This is a genomic window from Candidimonas humi (assembly GCF_019166065.1).
In the GTDB taxonomy this organism is placed as follows: Bacteria; Pseudomonadota; Gammaproteobacteria; order Burkholderiales; family Burkholderiaceae_B; genus Candidimonas; species Candidimonas humi.
Map to the genome: position 1 here is coordinate 609,530 of NZ_JAHTBN010000003.1, position 16,231 is coordinate 625,760.

The window sequence follows — 16,231 nt, forward strand, 5'->3', positions numbered from 1 at the left end:
GCGCGCCGTGGCTCGAGCTTTCGGGCTTTTTGCGGCCGTGCGGCGCTCTTCTTGCATGCAGCACTTTTTTCAGCGTGAACAGGCCTAGTCTATCGTGCGTTTGACCCAGATAAAACTCGCCGGTTTCAAGTCCTTCGTCGAGCCGACGGTGATACCCACGCCCAGCCAGATGGTGGGCGTGGTCGGGCCCAATGGCTGCGGCAAGTCCAATATTATCGATGCGGTGCGCTGGGTGTTGGGCGAGTCCAAGGCTTCCGAGCTGCGCGGCGAGTCGATGCAGGATGTGATTTTCAACGGCTCGGGCAACCGCAAGCCGGCGGCCCGGGCTTCGGTCGAACTGGTTTTCGACAATTCGGAAGGGCGCGCCGCGGGGCAATGGAGCACTTATGCCGAGATTGCCGTGCGCCGGGTGCTCACGCGCGACGGCACCAGCAGCTATTTCGTCAATGGCCAGCAGGTGCGGCGCCGCGACATCAACGATATTTTCCTGGGCACGGGCCTGGGCGCGCGCGGCTATGCCATCATCGGCCAGGGGATGATCACCCGGCTGATCGAGGCGCGGCCCGAGGAATTGCGCGTCTTTCTCGAAGAGGCGGCCGGGGTGTCGCGCTATAAAGAACGGCGCCGCGAGACCGAGAACCGCCTGGGCGACACGCGCGAGAACCTGACCCGGGTCGAGGATATATTGCGCGAACTCGGTTCGCAGCTCGAAAAGCTGGAATCGCAGGCCGAGGTGGCGCGGCAATATCGCGAACTGCAGGAAGACGGCGAGCGCAAGCAGCATGTCTTGTGGATGCTGCGCGAGGAAAACGCGGCGCAGGACCAGGCCCGCAAGGCGCAGGCCATCGGCCAGGCGCAGGCCGAGCTGGATGCGGCGCTGGCGGGGCTGCGCGCGGGCGAGTCCGCGCTCGAGTCGCGGCGCCAGGCGCATTATGCGGCCAGCGATGCGGTGCACGCGGCGCAGGGCCGGCTGTTCGAGGCGGGCGCCCAGGTCAGCCGCCTGGAAGCCGAGATCCGCCATGTGGTGGATTCGCGCAACCGGCTGCAGGCGCGGCGCGACCAGTTGCAGCAGCAAATCCAGGAATGGAACGAGCAGCAGGCCCATTGCTCCGAGCAGGTGGCCCAGGCCGAGGCCGAGCTCGAGACGGGTGCGGCGGCCAGCGCCGAGGCGCGGGCGCGGGCCGAAGAGGCCGAGGCGCAACTGCCCGCGATCGAGGCGCGTGTGCGCAGCGCCTCGGCTTCGCGCGACGAGATGCGCGCCGGCCTGGCGCGGGTAGAACAGAATCTGGCGCTTGTCGCGCAGACCCAGCGCGACGCCGACCAGCAGTTGCAGGCGCTGGAATTGCGCCACGAGCGCCTGAGCCAGGAGCTGCGCGAACTGGACACGCCCGACCCGGCGCGCCTGCAGCAACTGGCCGGCGAGCACAGCATGCTGGACGAGCAGGCCCAGGAATCGCAGGCGCAGTTGCTCGAACTGGAAGAGCGGCTGCCCGAACTGGACGAGCAGCGCAGCGCGGCGCACGCCCGCTCGCGCGAAGAGTCGCAGGGCTTGGCGCGCCTGGAAGCGCGCCTGGCGGCGCTGTCCAAGCTGCAGGAAGACGTGCAGCGCCAGGGGGCGCTACAGCCCTGGCTGGACAAGCACGAACTGGCCGGGCTGGGGCGGCTGTGGCAGAAGCTGCAGGTCGAGGCAGGCTGGGAAACGGCGCTCGAGGCGGTGCTGCGCGAGCGCATGGCGGCGCTCGAGGTGCGCCAGTTGGAGCACGCCCGCGCCTTTGTCGAGGATGCGCCGCCGGCGCGGCTGGCATTTTTCCAATTGCCGGTGGCGGCAGCCGCGGCGCCGGCGCCGGCCGGCCTCACGCCGATGCTGTCGCTGCTGCGCATCAGCGACGCGGATCTGCGCACGCTGCTGGGCGACTGGCTGCGCGACGTCTATGTGGCGACCGACCTGTCCGGCGCGCTGGCGCAGCGCGCCGAACTGCCCGGCGGCGGCATGTACGTGGTCAAGGAAGGCCATGTAGTGGATCGCCATAGCGTGCGCTTCTATGCGCCCGATTCCGAGCAGGCCGGCCTGCTGGCGCGACAGCGCGAGATCGACAATCTGCAGCGCGAGATCAAGGCGCGGCAACTGATCGCCGACCAGGCGGTGGGCGACGTGGCACGCGCCGAAACCGCATGGCAGCAGGTGTCGCAGGCCATGGCGCCGGCGCGCCTGCGGGTGGGCGAAATTACCCGCCGCCTGCACGATGTGCAGCTTGAGCATTCGCGCCTGCAGCAGCAGGCGCAGCAGTCCGGCGAGCGCGCCGGGCGCCTGCGCGAAGACCTGGCCGAAATCACCATGCAGCGCGAAGAACTGGAGGCGCGCAAGGCCGAAGCCGAGGAACGTTTCGAGGCGCTGGATATCGAGCTGGGCGAACATCAATCGACGTTCGCCGATGCCGAAATATCGGGCGAAGACCTGGCCCGCGAAGCCGAACAGGCACGCCAGCATGTGCGCGAACTCGAGCGCGGCGTGCAGGAATCGGAATTTGCCGAACGCTCGCTGCACACGCGCATCGACGAACTCAAGCGCAATATGCAGTTGGCGGCCGAGCAGGCGCGCCGCGCCAGCGGCGAACTCGATGGCTTGCAGGGCGAATTGTTCGAGCTGGACGCCTCGGCTTCGCAAGCCGGCCTGCAAGAGGCGCTCGAACAGCGCGCGCAGTGCGAAGAAGAGCTGAACCTGGCGCGCATCGAAATGGACAACCTAGCCTCGCAACTGCGTTCGGCCGACGAGGAAAAAGTGGGCCTGGAACGCTCGCTCGAGCCGCTGCGCGCGCGCATCACGGAATTGCAGTTGCAAGAACAGGCCTCGCGGCTGGCGGTAGAGCAGTTCGCCGAGCAGCTCGATGCGCAGGAAGTCGACCGCGAGACCCTGCGCGCGGCACTCGCCGGGCAGCCCGAGGAATGGCGCAAGCCGTCCTGGCTGCAGTCCGAAGTACAGCGTATTTCGCGCCAGATCGAAGGCCTGGGCTCGGTCAACCTGGCGGCGCTCGACGAACTGAACACGGCGCGCGAGCGCAAGGGGTTTCTCGACGCCCAGCATCAGGATCTGCAGACCGCCATCGACACCCTCGAAGACGCCATCCGCAAGATCGACCGCGAGACCCGCGAGTTGCTGCAGGACACTTTCGATACGGTCAACCAGCATTTCGGCGAGCTGTTCCCCAGCCTGTTCGGCGGCGGCGAGGCGCGCTTGTCGGTCACCGGCGAGGAAATCCTGGATGCCGGCGTGCAGATCATGGCGCAGCCGCCGGGCAAGCGCAACAGCACCATACATTTGCTGTCGGGCGGCGAAAAGGCGCTGACGGCCACGGCTTTGGTGTTTGCGCTGTTCAAGCTGAATCCGGCGCCGTTCTGCCTGCTCGACGAAGTCGACGCGCCGCTGGACGATGCCAATACCGAACGCTATGCCAATCTGGTCAATAGCATGAGCGAGCAAACGCAGTTTCTTTTCATTTCTCACAATAAAATTGCCATGCAGATGGCGCGGCAACTGGTAGGCGTGACCATGCAGGAGCAGGGCGTGTCGCGTATCGTGGCCGTGGACATCGAGTCGGCCATGCAGATGGCGGAAGCGTGAGCGCAGGCGATGTGCCTGGTTCTTGAGTGAGGCGTCGGGGTGGAAAATGAGTAACTTGCAAATCGGTCTGGTCGCTGTAGGGGTAGTGCTGATCCTGATCGTCGTGCTGTTCAACTGGTGGCAGGACCGGCGCGTACGCAGGAAGATGCAAGAACATTTTCCCGAGGCCGTCGAGGATCCGCTGATGGGCGGCGTGCCCCAGCCGGGTGTGCGCCGCGAGCCTGGCCTGGGGGCTTTTGCGCCGGCGGCCGACGGCGACGCCGACCCCGCCGCCGACGACGAGGCCGAGGTCGATCCGGCCTGCGAGGTGGTGATGGACATCAGCTTCCACCAGCCTGTGCCCAGCGACCAACTGTACGCGGCGCTGCATGGGGTGCAGAAGGTCGGCAACAAGCCGGTGCGCATGTTCGCCGAACGCGAAGGGGGCGGACACCGTGCACGCCTGCGGGCGGGCGAATCCTATGTGTCCATGCAGCTTGCCGTGCTGCTGGCCAATCGCAGCGGCCCGCTTACCGATATCGAATGGTCCCACCTGTGGGGCATCGCCCAGAGCCTGGCGGAGCGTTTCGACGGGTCTGTTGAAGGGCCCGAGCAGGGGCCGGTGCTGAATCGCGCGCGGCAACTGGACGAGCTCTGCGCCGGGCTGGACGCGCAGGTCGGACTGGCCTTGCGCCTGGGCGGCACGCGACCGGTGCACGAGGTGACGCGAGTGGCCAAGGATGTAGGTTTCCTGGCCTACGGCAGCCAACTGGCTTGGATGGCCGAATCGGGCATCCCGCGTTTCATGCTGTTGCTGGACGGCGCGCACGTGGGCGAGGTGCAGTCGGCCGGCGCCGACCGTGTCGATCTGTTGCTGGATCTGCCCAACAGCCCGCCCGACGAGCAGGCATTCAGCCGCATGGTGAGCGTAGGCCGCGACCTCGCGGCACGCCTGCATGCGGAACTGGTCGATGACCAGGGCAAGCCGGTGTCGGAAGGCGCCGATCGCGCGGTAGACCAGCGCCTGTACGAACTGTACGGAAAAATGGAGCAGGCGGGCTTCCCCGCCGGCTCGGAGAGGGCGCTGAGGGTGTTTTCGTGAGCGCTGGCGGCTCTGCGCAGGATGTGCAAGACGAACTGCAGGCGCTGCGCCGCGAGATCGAAGGCCACAATCACCGTTATTACGTGTTGGACGATCCCCTGGTGTCCGACGCCGAATATGACCGCCTGATGGCGCGCCTGCTGGAAATCGAGCAGGCGCATCCCGAATTGATAGTGCCGGAATCGCCCTCGCAGCGTGTGGGCGGGGCGCCGCTTGCGGCGTTTGACTCGGTGAGGCACGCGGTGCCGATGCTGTCGCTGGGCAATGCCTTCGAAGCCGAGGATGTGCGCGCATTCGACAAGCGGGTATCGGATACCTTGCGCGAGGCAGGGCTGCTCGGGCCTGCCGAGCCGGTGCGCTATGTCGCGGAATTCAAGTTCGACGGCCTGGCCATCAGCCTGCGCTATGAACAGGGGCGGCTGGTGCAGGCCGCCACACGCGGCGACGGCCGCAGCGGCGAGGACGTCACCGCCAATATCCGCACATTGCGCTCGGTGCCTCTGGTGCTGTCTGGCGACAGCCCCGAGGTGCTGGAGGTGCGCGGCGAGGTGTTGATCAACCGCGCCGATTTCGAGCGTCTCAACGAATCGCAGCGGGCTCGCGGGGAAAAGGTATTCGTGAACCCGCGCAATGCCGCCGCCGGCAGCCTGCGCCAGCTCGATCCGCGCGTCACCGCGACGCGGCCATTGCGATTTTTTGCCTATGGCTGGGGCGAGATACAGGGGCTGCACGGCACGCAGGGCGGCCTGTTCGAAGGCGAATCCAGGCGGCCGTCGCTGCCGCGCGATACGCATTGGGGCATGCTCGATTGGTTTCAGTCGCTGGGCTTGCCGGTGAATTCCGGACGCAAGATGGTGCGCGGCGCCGAGGGGCTGCTGGATTTCTACGCCGAGGTGGGCGCGCGCCGTCCGCAGTTGCCGTTCGATATCGATGGGGTGGTGTACAAGGTCGATGCGCTCGAGGCCCAGGAAGTGCTGGGTTATGTGGCGCGCGCGCCGCGCTTCGCGGTGGCCCATAAGTTTCCCGCGCAGGAAGAAACTACGCAATTGCTGGGCATCGAGGTGCAGGTAGGCCGCACCGGGGCGATCACGCCGGTGGCGCGGCTCAAGCCGGTATTCGTGGGCGGGGTGACGGTCACGAATGCGACGCTGCACAATGAAGACGAAGTGCGGCGCAAGGATGTGCGGGTGGGCGACACGGTGATCGTGCGCCGCGCCGGCGACGTGATTCCCGAAGTCGTGGGCCCGGTACTGGAACTGCGACCGGCGGATGCGGCGCCTTTCGTGATGCCGACTGCATGCCCGGTGTGCGGCTCGGCGATCGAGCGGCCCGAAGACGAAGCGATCGCGCGCTGCACGGGCGGCTTGTTCTGCGCCGCCCAGCGCAAGCAGACGCTATTGCATGCGGCGGGGCGCAAGGCGCTGGATATCGAAGGGCTGGGCGAAAAGCTGGTGGACCAGCTGGTGGATAGCGGGCGCATCAAGACGCTGGCGGACTTGTTTTCGCTGACGGCCGAGGAATTGTCGCAGTACGATCGCATGGGGGCGAAGTCGGCGCAGAACCTGGTGCAGGCGCTGGAGCAAGCGCGCCGGCCGGCGCTGGGGCGGCTGCTGTATGCGCTGGGCATACGGCACGTGGGCGAGACCACGGCGCGCGACGTAGCCCTGCACTTCGGTTCGATGGAAGCGATCATGGCCGCCAACGAAGACGAACTGCTAGCGGTCAATGACGTAGGCCCGGTGGTGGCGCATTCGATCCTGCGCTTCTTCGCCGAACCGCACAACCGGGACGTGGTGCATGCGCTGGCCGCGGCCGGCGTGCAGCCGCAGGCCCCGCAGCGGCAAGCCGGCGGCCTCGTGCTGAGCGGCAAGACGCTGGTGCTGACAGGCACGATGCCGAACTGGACACGCGACGAAGCCACTCGCCGGATACTCGCCGCGGGCGGCAAGGTCAGCGGCTCGGTGTCGAAGAAGACGGCATACGTCGTGGCCGGCGAAGAGGCCGGCAGCAAGCTCACCAAGGCCCAAGAGCTGGGGGTGGCGGTGCTGGACGAGGACGGCTTGCGCAAACTGCTGGGTGTACAGGGGGGCGGCTCGGAAGCCCGATGAGTCTCCCGGCGGGACATCCGGCGTGCCCGCCTTTCAGGCGGGCGACGTGGTTCCGAGTTCCTGCTTGCGGGGCGCCGAAAGCGCCCCGAATTTCTTTACCGCCGACCGCCAGTTTTCTGGGCTCGGAAGCTCTGATTGCGACGCAACCATGAGTTTCTCCATCATCGACCCGAGCGCTACCCGTTCTTGTTCGGTCAGGGCTTTGACGATTGCGCGTTCCAGTGCCAGGGCGATGGGCACAATTTCGGCGCGCGCCGCTTCCCCCTTGCTGTTGAGCGTCAAGGCCACTTTGCGGCGATCCGCTTTGTCTACCCGTCGCGTGATCAGGCCGAGCTTGGCCATTTGGTTTATTGCCCGGGATACGCTGACTTGATCCATTGCCGTGTATTGCGCCACTTCCTTGGCCGAGAGCGGCTGGTGGATTCCAAGCACAGCCATGATGCGCCAGCCCGGCACGGAGAGGCCATATTGCTGGCTATACATGTCGAACAGGCATGAGCTGACGCGATTTGCCAGTACGGAGAAACTATAGGGCAGCCACCCATCCAGGTCCCGTCCCGGTTCGCTTGCGAGCGCTCCCCGTGCTTGTGTTCCCGTGTTTGTCTTGCCTTGTGTGCTGTTCATGAATCGGGCCTTTCGGCTGGATGCGTTCCGCATATCTGCAAAGTGATAGCGCGTTCAGTTTATATTCGATTTGAAATATTTTCATATTGAAAGAATCCATGGCATTGAAAACTCTGATAATTAATTTGTATTTGAAATAATTTCAATATGAAATCAAAATGCGATGGACTGCAGTAGGCTTTTCAGAATGGCAACGCGGATGCCGCGGCCGGCGCTCCCCAGGCACAGCCAAGGCAATGTATCGAAACCGAATTGCGCACGTCGCTCAATTAAATGTCGCATGCAAGTATTTCCCCTTCGGCCTGCGAGCCTGGCCTGTCGACGTTGATCGATGCAGTGGGTAGCCGTCAATTCAATGGACGGTTGCTTGGTTTCTTGCATGGTCTGTGCGGCGCGGAACATTGCGTTGCTTTCAGGATGGGCGATGGTTTGCTCAGCCATGTGGCTTCGGCCAGTCTCGACGGCAGCGAATACGCCCATGAAAAAGTGCGTGTGTATATCGGCGACCAGTATTGGCGGCGCGACCCCGCCGTCAAGCAAGCCCTGGACGCCATTGGGCGTGACGAGCACTGTATAGTGCGCATGGATTTCGACCATTTCGTGGATGCCGGCCTGAAGGCCGTAATCTGGCCCGAGATCCGGGGCCGTGTCCTGATCTCGGGCAGTCGCCAGGATACGGGCGTGGCGCTCAGTGTCCTGCGCGGCGGGCATGCAATGGTTTTTTCCGATACGGAAGTTGGCCTGCTCGACCAAATATCCGGCGTCCTGCTTTCGGTAGTGGCCAAGCATTTGCAATCCGCCGAATCATATTTCGACGTGCAGGGCGCTATTCGCAACCTGCCCGGCATCGAGCGCCTCTTCATGCAGCAAACACACTTGACGCAGCGCGAGGCCCAGACCTGCGCGCGTGTCGTTCATGGAATGTATTCGGCCGGAATTGCCCTGGACCTCGGAGTCGGCGAAGAAAGCGTAAAAACTTATCGCAAGCGGGCTTATGAAAAACTCGGGGTAAGCAGCGAGAAGGAATTGTTGGTTCGCTATCTTTCATGGTGCAGCACGAATCACTAGTTTCACGCTATATCCGCGCCGGCGCCGCCATGATGGTTCCCCTGCATTCTCCAAAGCCGAGGCGGCGGCGCCCCTCTGCTTCGCACCATGCTTTCATGATGACGGTGTCGCCGTCTTCCAGGAACAGCCGGGTTTCCCCCGTGGGCAGCGTGATGGGGTGCTTGCCGCCCTGGGTCTGCTCCAGCAGGCAGGCCAAGGTATCCTGGGACGGCCCCGAAACCGTGCCGCTGCCCAGGAGGTCGCCGGGCTGCAGATTGCAGCCGTTCGATGTGTGATGGGCCATGATCTGCGCAACCGTCCAGTACGAATCGCGCAGCAGCGACGTCGATAAGGCCATGGGATCCATCCGTTGTTCGTGCATTTTCCGGCTTTGCAACGAGACCTGGAGCCGGACGTCGATTGCGCCTCGCTCGCCGAGCCAGGCGGCGGACAGGTGTTCCAGAAGCGGGGGATCTTGGCGTCCGCGTTGCCAGCCGGAGCGGAAGGGCTCCAGGGCGTCCAGGGTCACCACCCACGGAGACAGCGTGGACATGAAGCTTTTGGCAAGGAAAGGGCCCAAAGGCTGATATTCCCAGCTCTGGATGTCACGGGCCGACCAGTCGTTCAGTATGCATAGGCCGAATACATGCTTTTCGGCGTCGTCTATGCCGACGGCATGGCCCAGAGGGTTGCCCGACCCTACCAGGAAGCCGATCTCGGCTTCATAGTCCAGCCTTTCCGATGGCCCGAACTCGGGGCGCGCGGCACCGGCTTTCATTTTCTGGCCGTTGGGACGATATACCGGATGACCGCTAGGCCTGATGGACGAGGCGCGACCGTGGTAGGCCACCGGCAGCCACTTGAAATTGGGAAGCACGGGGTTGTCGGGCCGGAACTGCTTTCCTACATTGGTAGCGTGGTCCAGCGAGGCGTAGAAATCGGAAAAATCACCAATGCGGGCTGGAAGTGCCATCTGGGCCTCGGCTTGGGGAACCAGGCAGTCTCGAACCGCGGCTTGGTGTGCGGCGCCAGCCTCCAGAATCCCCGAAAGCTGTATCCGCAATGACCTTCCGGCTTCGGGGCCCAGGGCCATCAACGCATTCAGGCTGTCTTGCGCGACTGCCGCCCGCAGCTCCGCTGTCGTGCCCGTCAGCAGGTTCCGTTCCATCAGGGCGGCCAGGTCGAGGATTTGATCGCCGATGGCTATTCCGCAACGATACGATGCTGCATGTTGCTTGTTCTTGAATACGCCGAAAGGCAGATTCTGGATGGGAAAGTCCGTGTCGGGCAGATTGGCGGACGGAACCCAGCTTTGCAGCGCGGGGTCCAGTGTGCGGCCGAAAGCTGTAATGGGAGATGTAGTGTGGCGCGAAGTGGTGGATTTCATATATGTCCGGGAGAAGAATTCTGGATCGATCTGCTGCTGCGGTGCTCAAGCGTAGCGGCTGCGCCGGATGTCGCGGATCAACCCCTTCAGGGCCTGCGTCATGTCCTTGCCGCCGTCCTGCGCCTGTTTCTTGGTATCGCACCAGCGTTCGAGGTCTTCCAGTCCGCGGGAAGTGTGCCTGTTCCACAAAGGGTCTATTGGAGTGGTCAATTCGAGGCGGATCCCGTTCGGGTCGTGGAAGTAAATGCTTTCAATGATGCCTTTGTGGTCGACCGGCCCCAGAACGTCGACGCCGTTGTCTTCGAGCCAGGCTTTCCAGCGCAGCAAATCGGCGCTGTCATCGACCTGCAAGGCAATATGCTCGAAGACTTCATAGGCTGGATGGGACGCCTGGGCGCGTTCCGGCAGGCCGGGGCACTCGAAAAACGCGATGGTCGAGCCGTCCTTCATGCGGAAGAAAATATGGAAGTACGGAAAGCTGTCGCCCGTCGAGGGGACGTTTTCATCCAGGATGGTGCTGGCCAGCTCCATACCCAAAACGCGTATGTAGAAGTCCGCTGTGGCCCCGACGTCATGTGTGACCCAGGCCACATGGTTCAACATGGCGGGAGTGCCGCTGTGCAGGGCCGGCCTGGACGGTGAGATATTCGATTCTTGTACTGCCTGGTTCATGCTGGGACTCCGGATATCGAGGGCGCCGGCTGCGAAGCTTGTCGAGTCAGCGTGGTCAGGATGGAAATGAGTATGCGGATCAGGGCCTGTTCTCCGGAAGCATCCGATAAAGGTAGTTCGCGGCAGCGCCAGGCTACGTGTTGATCGGGTCTCACGAGCAGGGCTCCGTCGGCGCCGATGCCGCGCAATGTGGCCCAGGCATCGTCTTGGGGGATATATTCCGCGTCCGGGCCGACCGATACGATCTGCAACGGCACCCCGGCCGCCTGGGCGGCCTGCGCGCCAAGATCCGCCCATTTCTTGTTGTTGTTTGCGACGATCAGCACGAAGGCGTCGCCGACTATCAGGTCCTGGGTCGACAGGCGCTGGCCGTCTTTTCGTAGCCACGCATGCGGCAGCCGGCAGCCGGGCCGGCTTGACGGTACATGCTCGAAGCCGGCGGGATCGGGCTGCGGCACAGGAGAGCCATCAGGCACCACGGCGCCGTCGGTGTAGCAGTATCCTATTTCAAGGTCGTGAGCCTGGAACTCGGTCCGATGAATCTGCATGGCGGTCTCGAATCGATGCCGGCGCGCGCGGCCGTCTTCCGTATCGGACAGCAATGCGTCGAAGCTCTCCTTGGTACGCCGGGAGTCGCCGGGCACGATGCCGATCGCCGGACCAGTCATCAGGTGATTTGAAAAGGTGAACAGTGCCCAGTCGACGTTGCGTGCCCCGACCGGACGTCGTTCGCTTTCGTAAGTGTCCAGCAGCGCATCGCCTGCCTGGCCTTTCAGCACCATCGCAAGCTTCCAGGCCAGATTGTGGGCATCCTGGATGGCGGAATTCAGGCCCAGTCCGGTTGTCGGCGTATGGCGATGCGCCGAATCGCCGGCTATCAGGACGCGCCCGTAGCGATACCGATCGGCCAGGACGCCTTGCACGATCCAGGAGCCGATGCCGAGAATTTCGGGGCTCAGTGCCGGGATCTTCAATAGCGAGCGGATGCGCTCCACGAGTGTTTCCGGGTCGGTACTGTATTGTTGCCCGGGGGGAAAGCTGAAATGAAATATCCATTCCTCCGAGTGCCTGTCGAAATGGTTCGGGCCCAGTTTCCCCAGTACGCCGGTGCCCCATGACGATGGGTCGCCATCGGGATTGGCGAACCAGAAGGTCATGACGTGATCGTCGTCGATGTATTCCGACAAATCCGCCTTGAAGTAGACGGTCACCATGTCGATCAGCTCGGGTGTGCCTTCGAGGCGTGCGCCTACCATCGTGTTGATGATCTTGCCCCCGTCCGCGCCGATCACATATTCGGCGATGATGCGGCTCTTCTCGCCAGTGTCCCGATGACGCACGATGGCCTGGACTTCATGTTCGTCCTGCGTCAATTCGACCAGCTCGGTGTTGAATGCCAGTCGTCCGGGAGCGCGCTGTCCGGCCGCTTGCCGCAGCACGGGCTCCAGGCGTACTTGCGGGTAGATAGTGCTCATGCAGGGACTGTCCAGCGCATAGCGCTCTTTCAGCGAGCCTCCGCCAAAGGCGTCCATTTCGAACAGCTTGCGCCGGTCCAGTGGTCCGTCTCCGCCCAGGCTGGTGCACCAGCGCATCTTGGCCATGTAGTCGATGGGGAAGGCCCGGCCGTAAATTTCGTCCGCAAGGCCATGCTGGCGGAAGATCTCCATAGTGCGCTGATTCAGGTAGCGCGCCTTGGGCATGGGGGAGGGATGCTCATGCCTCTCGATCAACAGGGACTCGACGCCGTGGTCGGACAGGAAGATGGAACTGCTCAAGCCACAACCTCCGCCGCCCACGATGAGTACCGGTACACGGATATCCGTCGATGTGATGTCTGTTTCGCTCATTTTCTGCGCCTTCAAGCATGCCTGGTGCTGCTACTGCAGGGAAATATGATTGGCCCTGATGACATCCCCCCAGCGCTTGGTCTCGCTCTTTATGTATGCACCGAAGGCTTCTGGAGTAGACGTCTGGACTTCTATGCCGGCGTGCAGCAGCTTTTCGCGTACTGCCGGGTCCGACACGGCAAATTGGTACGCCGCGTTGATGCGGTCTATCGCTTGCTTCGATGTGCCCGCCCGGACTGTCAGGCCCTGCCAGGCATAGGCGCTGAAGCCCGGCAAGCCTGATTCGGCAAGTGTGGGCACCTTAGGGAACTGGGGCAGCCTGTGTTCGGATGCGGTGGCAATGGCCCGCAGCGTACCTGCTCTGACCTGCTGCTGTGCAGTCGCCAGGTCCAGGAACATCAGGGGGACTTGTCCTGCAATCACGTCTTGCATGGCAGGAGCTCCTCCCTTGTACACGACGGCGGTCAGCTTCAGGTGTAGCTGGTTCTTGAATGTTTCGGTGACCAGGTGATGGGGCGTGCCGATACCGGGCGAGGCGTAGTACAGGCCATCCGGATGCTTGTCTACTTCTGCTATCAGGCTCTTGACATCCGTCACCTGGGGAAGCAGTTTGGGGTTGACCACCAGCAGGTAGGCGAATCTGGCTGTCATGCCGACCGGTGCCAGATCCTTTTGCACGTTATAGGCCAGATTCTTATAGAGGCTGGGGTTCAAGGCATAAGTGCCGGTGTCGCCCAGGAGCACGGTGTTTCCATCGGCCGGCATGTTGTGGGCGACTGCCGTGGCGGCAATCATCCCCGAGGCGCCGGGCTTGTTTTCGACCACCACGGTCTGCTTGAGGGCGATGCCCATGCGTGGCGCGACGGTGCGCGCAAAGAAGTCGGTGCCGCCGCCTGCCGGGTAGGGAACCACCAGGTTCAGCACGTTGCCGCGCTGCGCTTGGGCGGGTAGCGCGACAATTGCGGCCGTCGCGCAGCAAAGAGCGCCCAAGGCGCCGAAAAAAATACGTCGTTTCATGATGTCTCCGTGCGTGTCTGCGAGTTTTGTCAGTGCCCGGCCAGAGCGGGGATGCGGGCTTGCGCATGTTTTCGTCTGGCCGTGTACGGAGTACTGTACGGAACTTGACCGCATTCGTCGGTCACCCGCGAGGGGGACATCAGGGGCTTGCTCGGCACGACGCGGGCAGGGGCGCCATGCAAAAAAAACCGCCCGGCCGCAAGTTGCGGTCGGGCGGTTCAGGTTCCCGGGCTGTGGCCCCGGTGGGGATGGCCTTCGGGCGGCGGGCTGGCCCGCCAACTGCTGTTTACTGGATCTTCGCCGACTTCAGCAGGTCTTGCTGGTAGGCGGCCAGGGCTTGCTGGCGCAGCATTTGTTCGATTTGCGGCTTGACGTCCTTGAGGTCGGGGAACTTCATCGGACGGGTGTCCTCGACCTGGATGATGTGCCAGCCGAACTGGGTCTGCACCGGCTTGTCGGTCATCTGGCCTTTCTTCAGGCCTTCCACGGCTTGCGCGAATTGCGGGACGTAGTTGGTGGCGGGGCCCCAGCCGAGTTCGCCGCCTTTTTTGCCGCTGCCCGGGTCGATGGAGTTCTTCTTGGCGGCTGCCTCGAAGCTGATCTTCTTGGCCTTGATCTTGGCGGTGAGATCGACGGCCGTCTTTTCATCCTTGACCAGGATGTGGCGCAACTTGTATTCCTCGCGGCCGGCCTGCTGCTTCTTGATCTGGTCGTATTCGGCCTGGACCTTGGCGTCGGTGATGGGGTTCTTCTTGAGGTAATCGTCCATCAGGGCGCGCACCAGGATGCCCTGGCGGGACAGCGCGATTTCCTGCTGGACCTGGGGCTGCTTGTCGATGCCGGCTTTTTCGGCAGCCTGCACCGCGACCGTGCGGTTGATCATTTCCTGCTTGACCTGGTCGCGCAGCTGCGGGGAATCCTGGGCGCCCTGTTTGACCAGCAGGGATACGAACTGGTCCATGCTGGCCTGGGTGATGGGCTGGCCGTTGACCGTGGCGACGTTCTGGGCATAGACCGGTGCGGCGAGGACGCAGGCGGCGATAAACAAGGAGATGCGTTTCATGTAAATCCTTTTTAAGCTGCGCTGGCAACGATTGCCAGGGCGTGAATGGGACGGGGCATCAAATCCTGGACGCGATCATACACGAGCCGGTGGCGCGCCACAGGGGCGAGCCCGGCGAATTGCGCCGAGGAAATGATGACGCGGAAATGGCGCGCCCCGCCTTGGCTGCCGGCGTGGCCGGCATGCAGGTGGGACTCGTCGATAATTTCGAGCCGGCGCGGCTCGAGAGCGGCGAGGCGTTCGCGCAAGGTGTCCATGAGTTCAGTAGACATCAGCGCGACTCTTTCGGTTCCGCAGCCGCAGAGGAGGGCGAGGGTGCCGAGCCGGGTACGGGCTGCGCCTGGGCGATTTCTTCCTTCATGTAGCGGCTCAGCCAGATGGACTGGATGACGACGAACACCAGCAGCAGCGCCATGAGGCCGAAGACCTTGAAGTTCACCCATTGGGCCTCGGTGTAGTGGCCCGAGAAGGCCACATACAGGTTCAGGGCGCCGGAAACCACGAAGAAACCGGCCCAGCTCAGGTTGAGGCGGTCCCAGACTTCGGGCGGCATTTCGATCTGGGTGCCCAGTACGTGGCGGATCAGGTTGCGCCGGAAGATCAGCCTGCCGCCCAGCAGTATGGCGCCGAAGACCCAGTACAGCACGGTGGGCTTCCATTTGATGAAGGCATCGTTGTGGAAGAACAGCGTGGCGCCGCCGAACAGCAATATGACGGTCAGGTTGATCCAGTGGGTGGCTTCTATGGCCTTGCCCCTGATCTTGAGCCAGGCGAACTGCGCGATGCCGGCGATGATGGCCACGGAGGTGGCCACATAGATATCGGCGAATTTATACGCCAGGAAAAACAGGATCAGCGGAAACAGGTCGAACAGGAATTTCTTCATTCGGCGGGTTCGAACTTCAGCGACAGGGAGTTGATGCAATAGCGCAGGCCGGTGGGCGGCGGGCCGTCGGGGAACACGTGGCCGAGGTGCGTGCCGCAGACGTTGCACATGACTTCGGTGCGCACCATGCCGTGGCTGGTGTCGCGTTCTTCGCGCACATTGGCGGGGTCTATGGGCTCGAAGTAGCTGGGCCAGCCGCAGCCGGCGTCGAATTTGGTGTCCGACTCGAACAGCGGCGTGCCGCAGCCGACGCAGCGATAGATGCCGTGCGTGGTGGTGTCCCAATAGCGGCCGGTGAAAGGGCGCTCGGTGCCTTTCAAGCGTGCCACCTGGTATTCCTCGGGACTGAGCTGGGCGCGCCATTCGGCGTCAGTCTTGTGCACTTTGTTCACGTGTTGCTCCAGGAAGGGCGCATGCCGCGCCCTGCAATCTCCCATCTTAACTGAATCGCCTGGCAGGTGCGCAAGGCGCGCCCATGGATTTGCCCGCCGCAGCGGCGGATCAGGGATTTTCCGGAGGAGACGCCGGGCAGCGTGCCGGTCCATAATCCGGAAATTTACTTAACTTATCAACTAGATTTTCCGTGGGCGTGCCGCCAGTTCGGCATGGTTGCGAGCCGGCTTGCTGTCGGGGCGATCCTGGCAGGGAATCCCCTAAAAGACTTTGTATCTGGATTTGTTGATAATTCAAAGCTGAATCGGCACGATACTATAAACTTAAACTATTTCCCAGGTATGCAGAATGCTGCTTTTGCGGCTTTGATGTGATACGCTATTTCGCCGCAAGCAAGTGATTCTGTATAACGTTCTGTAGCATATCTCGTTCAATTCCCGACTCAAAGAATGTGCCGTACCGGCACCGGGTCTACCCTTGGAGACAA

The 16,231-nt window shown here is 63.1% G+C and carries 14 protein-coding genes; 5 read left to right on the plus strand and 9 right to left on the minus strand.

The features are described 5' to 3' along the window. Positions 1–94 precede the first annotated feature (94 nt). The 3 genes from smc to ligA are packed head-to-tail and all read left to right on the plus strand — an operon-like array spanning position 95 to position 6,808. Positions 95–3,619, plus strand: coding sequence for a chromosome segregation protein SMC (gene smc / locus KVP10_RS09840; protein WP_217964367.1), 3,525 nt, complete (start codon positions 95–97; stop codon positions 3,617–3,619). A gap of 46 nt (positions 3,620–3,665) precedes the next feature. Next, the gene (locus KVP10_RS09845; RefSeq protein WP_217964368.1) at positions 3,666–4,700 is read left to right on the plus strand and encodes a cell division protein ZipA C-terminal FtsZ-binding domain-containing protein; all 1,035 of its coding nucleotides are present in this window, start codon (positions 3,666–3,668) and stop codon (positions 4,698–4,700) included. Further along, positions 4,697–6,808: an NAD-dependent DNA ligase LigA gene (gene ligA, locus KVP10_RS09850; protein WP_343218716.1), complete on the plus strand. Its 2,112-nt coding sequence runs from the start codon at positions 4,697–4,699 to the stop codon at positions 6,806–6,808. The genes KVP10_RS09845 and ligA overlap by 4 nt, the downstream gene beginning before the upstream one ends. 33 nt (positions 6,809–6,841) lie before the next feature. On the opposite strand, the gene KVP10_RS09855 is transcribed toward ligA, so the two are convergent. Next, positions 6,842–7,432 (minus strand): MarR family winged helix-turn-helix transcriptional regulator, encoded by a 591-nt coding sequence (locus tag KVP10_RS09855; protein ID WP_217964369.1) that lies wholly within the window; start codon positions 7,430–7,432, stop codon positions 6,842–6,844. A gap of 324 nt (positions 7,433–7,756) precedes the next feature. Here KVP10_RS09855 and KVP10_RS09860 point away from each other — a divergent pair, with 324 nt between their 5' ends. After that, the gene (locus tag KVP10_RS09860; protein ID WP_217964370.1) at positions 7,757–8,500 is read left to right on the plus strand and encodes a helix-turn-helix transcriptional regulator; all 744 of its coding nucleotides are present in this window, start codon (positions 7,757–7,759) and stop codon (positions 8,498–8,500) included. Between the two features lie 7 nt (positions 8,501–8,507). Here KVP10_RS09860 and fahA read toward each other — a convergent pair whose 3' ends face one another. The 8 genes from fahA to msrB form a co-directional block, all read right to left on the minus strand. After that, positions 8,508–9,866, minus strand: coding sequence for a fumarylacetoacetase (gene fahA, locus KVP10_RS09865; protein ID WP_217964371.1), 1,359 nt, complete (start codon positions 9,864–9,866; stop codon positions 8,508–8,510). A gap of 45 nt (positions 9,867–9,911) precedes the next feature. After that, complete coding sequence (locus tag KVP10_RS09870; protein ID WP_246600511.1) at positions 9,912–10,538, minus strand: VOC family protein; 627 nt, start codon at positions 10,536–10,538, stop codon at positions 9,912–9,914. Then, on the minus strand, positions 10,535–12,385 hold the full coding sequence (locus tag KVP10_RS09875; protein ID WP_217964372.1) for an FAD-dependent monooxygenase: 1,851 nt from the start codon (positions 12,383–12,385) through the stop codon (positions 10,535–10,537). The genes KVP10_RS09870 and KVP10_RS09875 overlap by 4 nt, the downstream gene beginning before the upstream one ends. A gap of 30 nt (positions 12,386–12,415) precedes the next feature. Beyond that, positions 12,416–13,402, minus strand: a complete 987-nt coding sequence (locus KVP10_RS09880) for a Bug family tripartite tricarboxylate transporter substrate binding protein (protein WP_217964373.1) — start codon at positions 13,400–13,402, stop codon at positions 12,416–12,418. A 286-nt stretch (positions 13,403–13,688) separates the two neighbouring features. Then, a complete protein-coding gene (locus KVP10_RS21420; protein WP_217964374.1) occupies positions 13,689–14,465 on the minus strand; it encodes a peptidylprolyl isomerase in 777 nt (258 codons plus the stop codon). 11 nt (positions 14,466–14,476) lie between these two features. After that, the gene (locus KVP10_RS09890; RefSeq protein ID WP_217964375.1) at positions 14,477–14,737 is read right to left on the minus strand and encodes a BolA family protein; all 261 of its coding nucleotides are present in this window, start codon (positions 14,735–14,737) and stop codon (positions 14,477–14,479) included. Next, the gene (locus tag KVP10_RS09895) at positions 14,737–15,351 is read right to left on the minus strand and encodes a septation protein A (protein WP_217964376.1); all 615 of its coding nucleotides are present in this window, start codon (positions 15,349–15,351) and stop codon (positions 14,737–14,739) included. The genes KVP10_RS09890 and KVP10_RS09895 overlap by 1 nt, the downstream gene beginning before the upstream one ends. Then, on the minus strand, positions 15,348–15,743 hold the full coding sequence (msrB, locus tag KVP10_RS09900; protein ID WP_217964377.1) for a peptide-methionine (R)-S-oxide reductase MsrB: 396 nt from the start codon (positions 15,741–15,743) through the stop codon (positions 15,348–15,350). The genes KVP10_RS09895 and msrB overlap by 4 nt, the downstream gene beginning before the upstream one ends. A 141-nt stretch (positions 15,744–15,884) precedes the next feature. On the opposite strand from msrB, the gene KVP10_RS09905 reads away from it, so the two are divergent. After that, positions 15,885–16,118, plus strand: a complete 234-nt coding sequence (locus KVP10_RS09905) for a hypothetical protein (RefSeq protein ID WP_217964378.1) — start codon at positions 15,885–15,887, stop codon at positions 16,116–16,118. Positions 16,119–16,231: the final 113 nt, after the last annotated feature.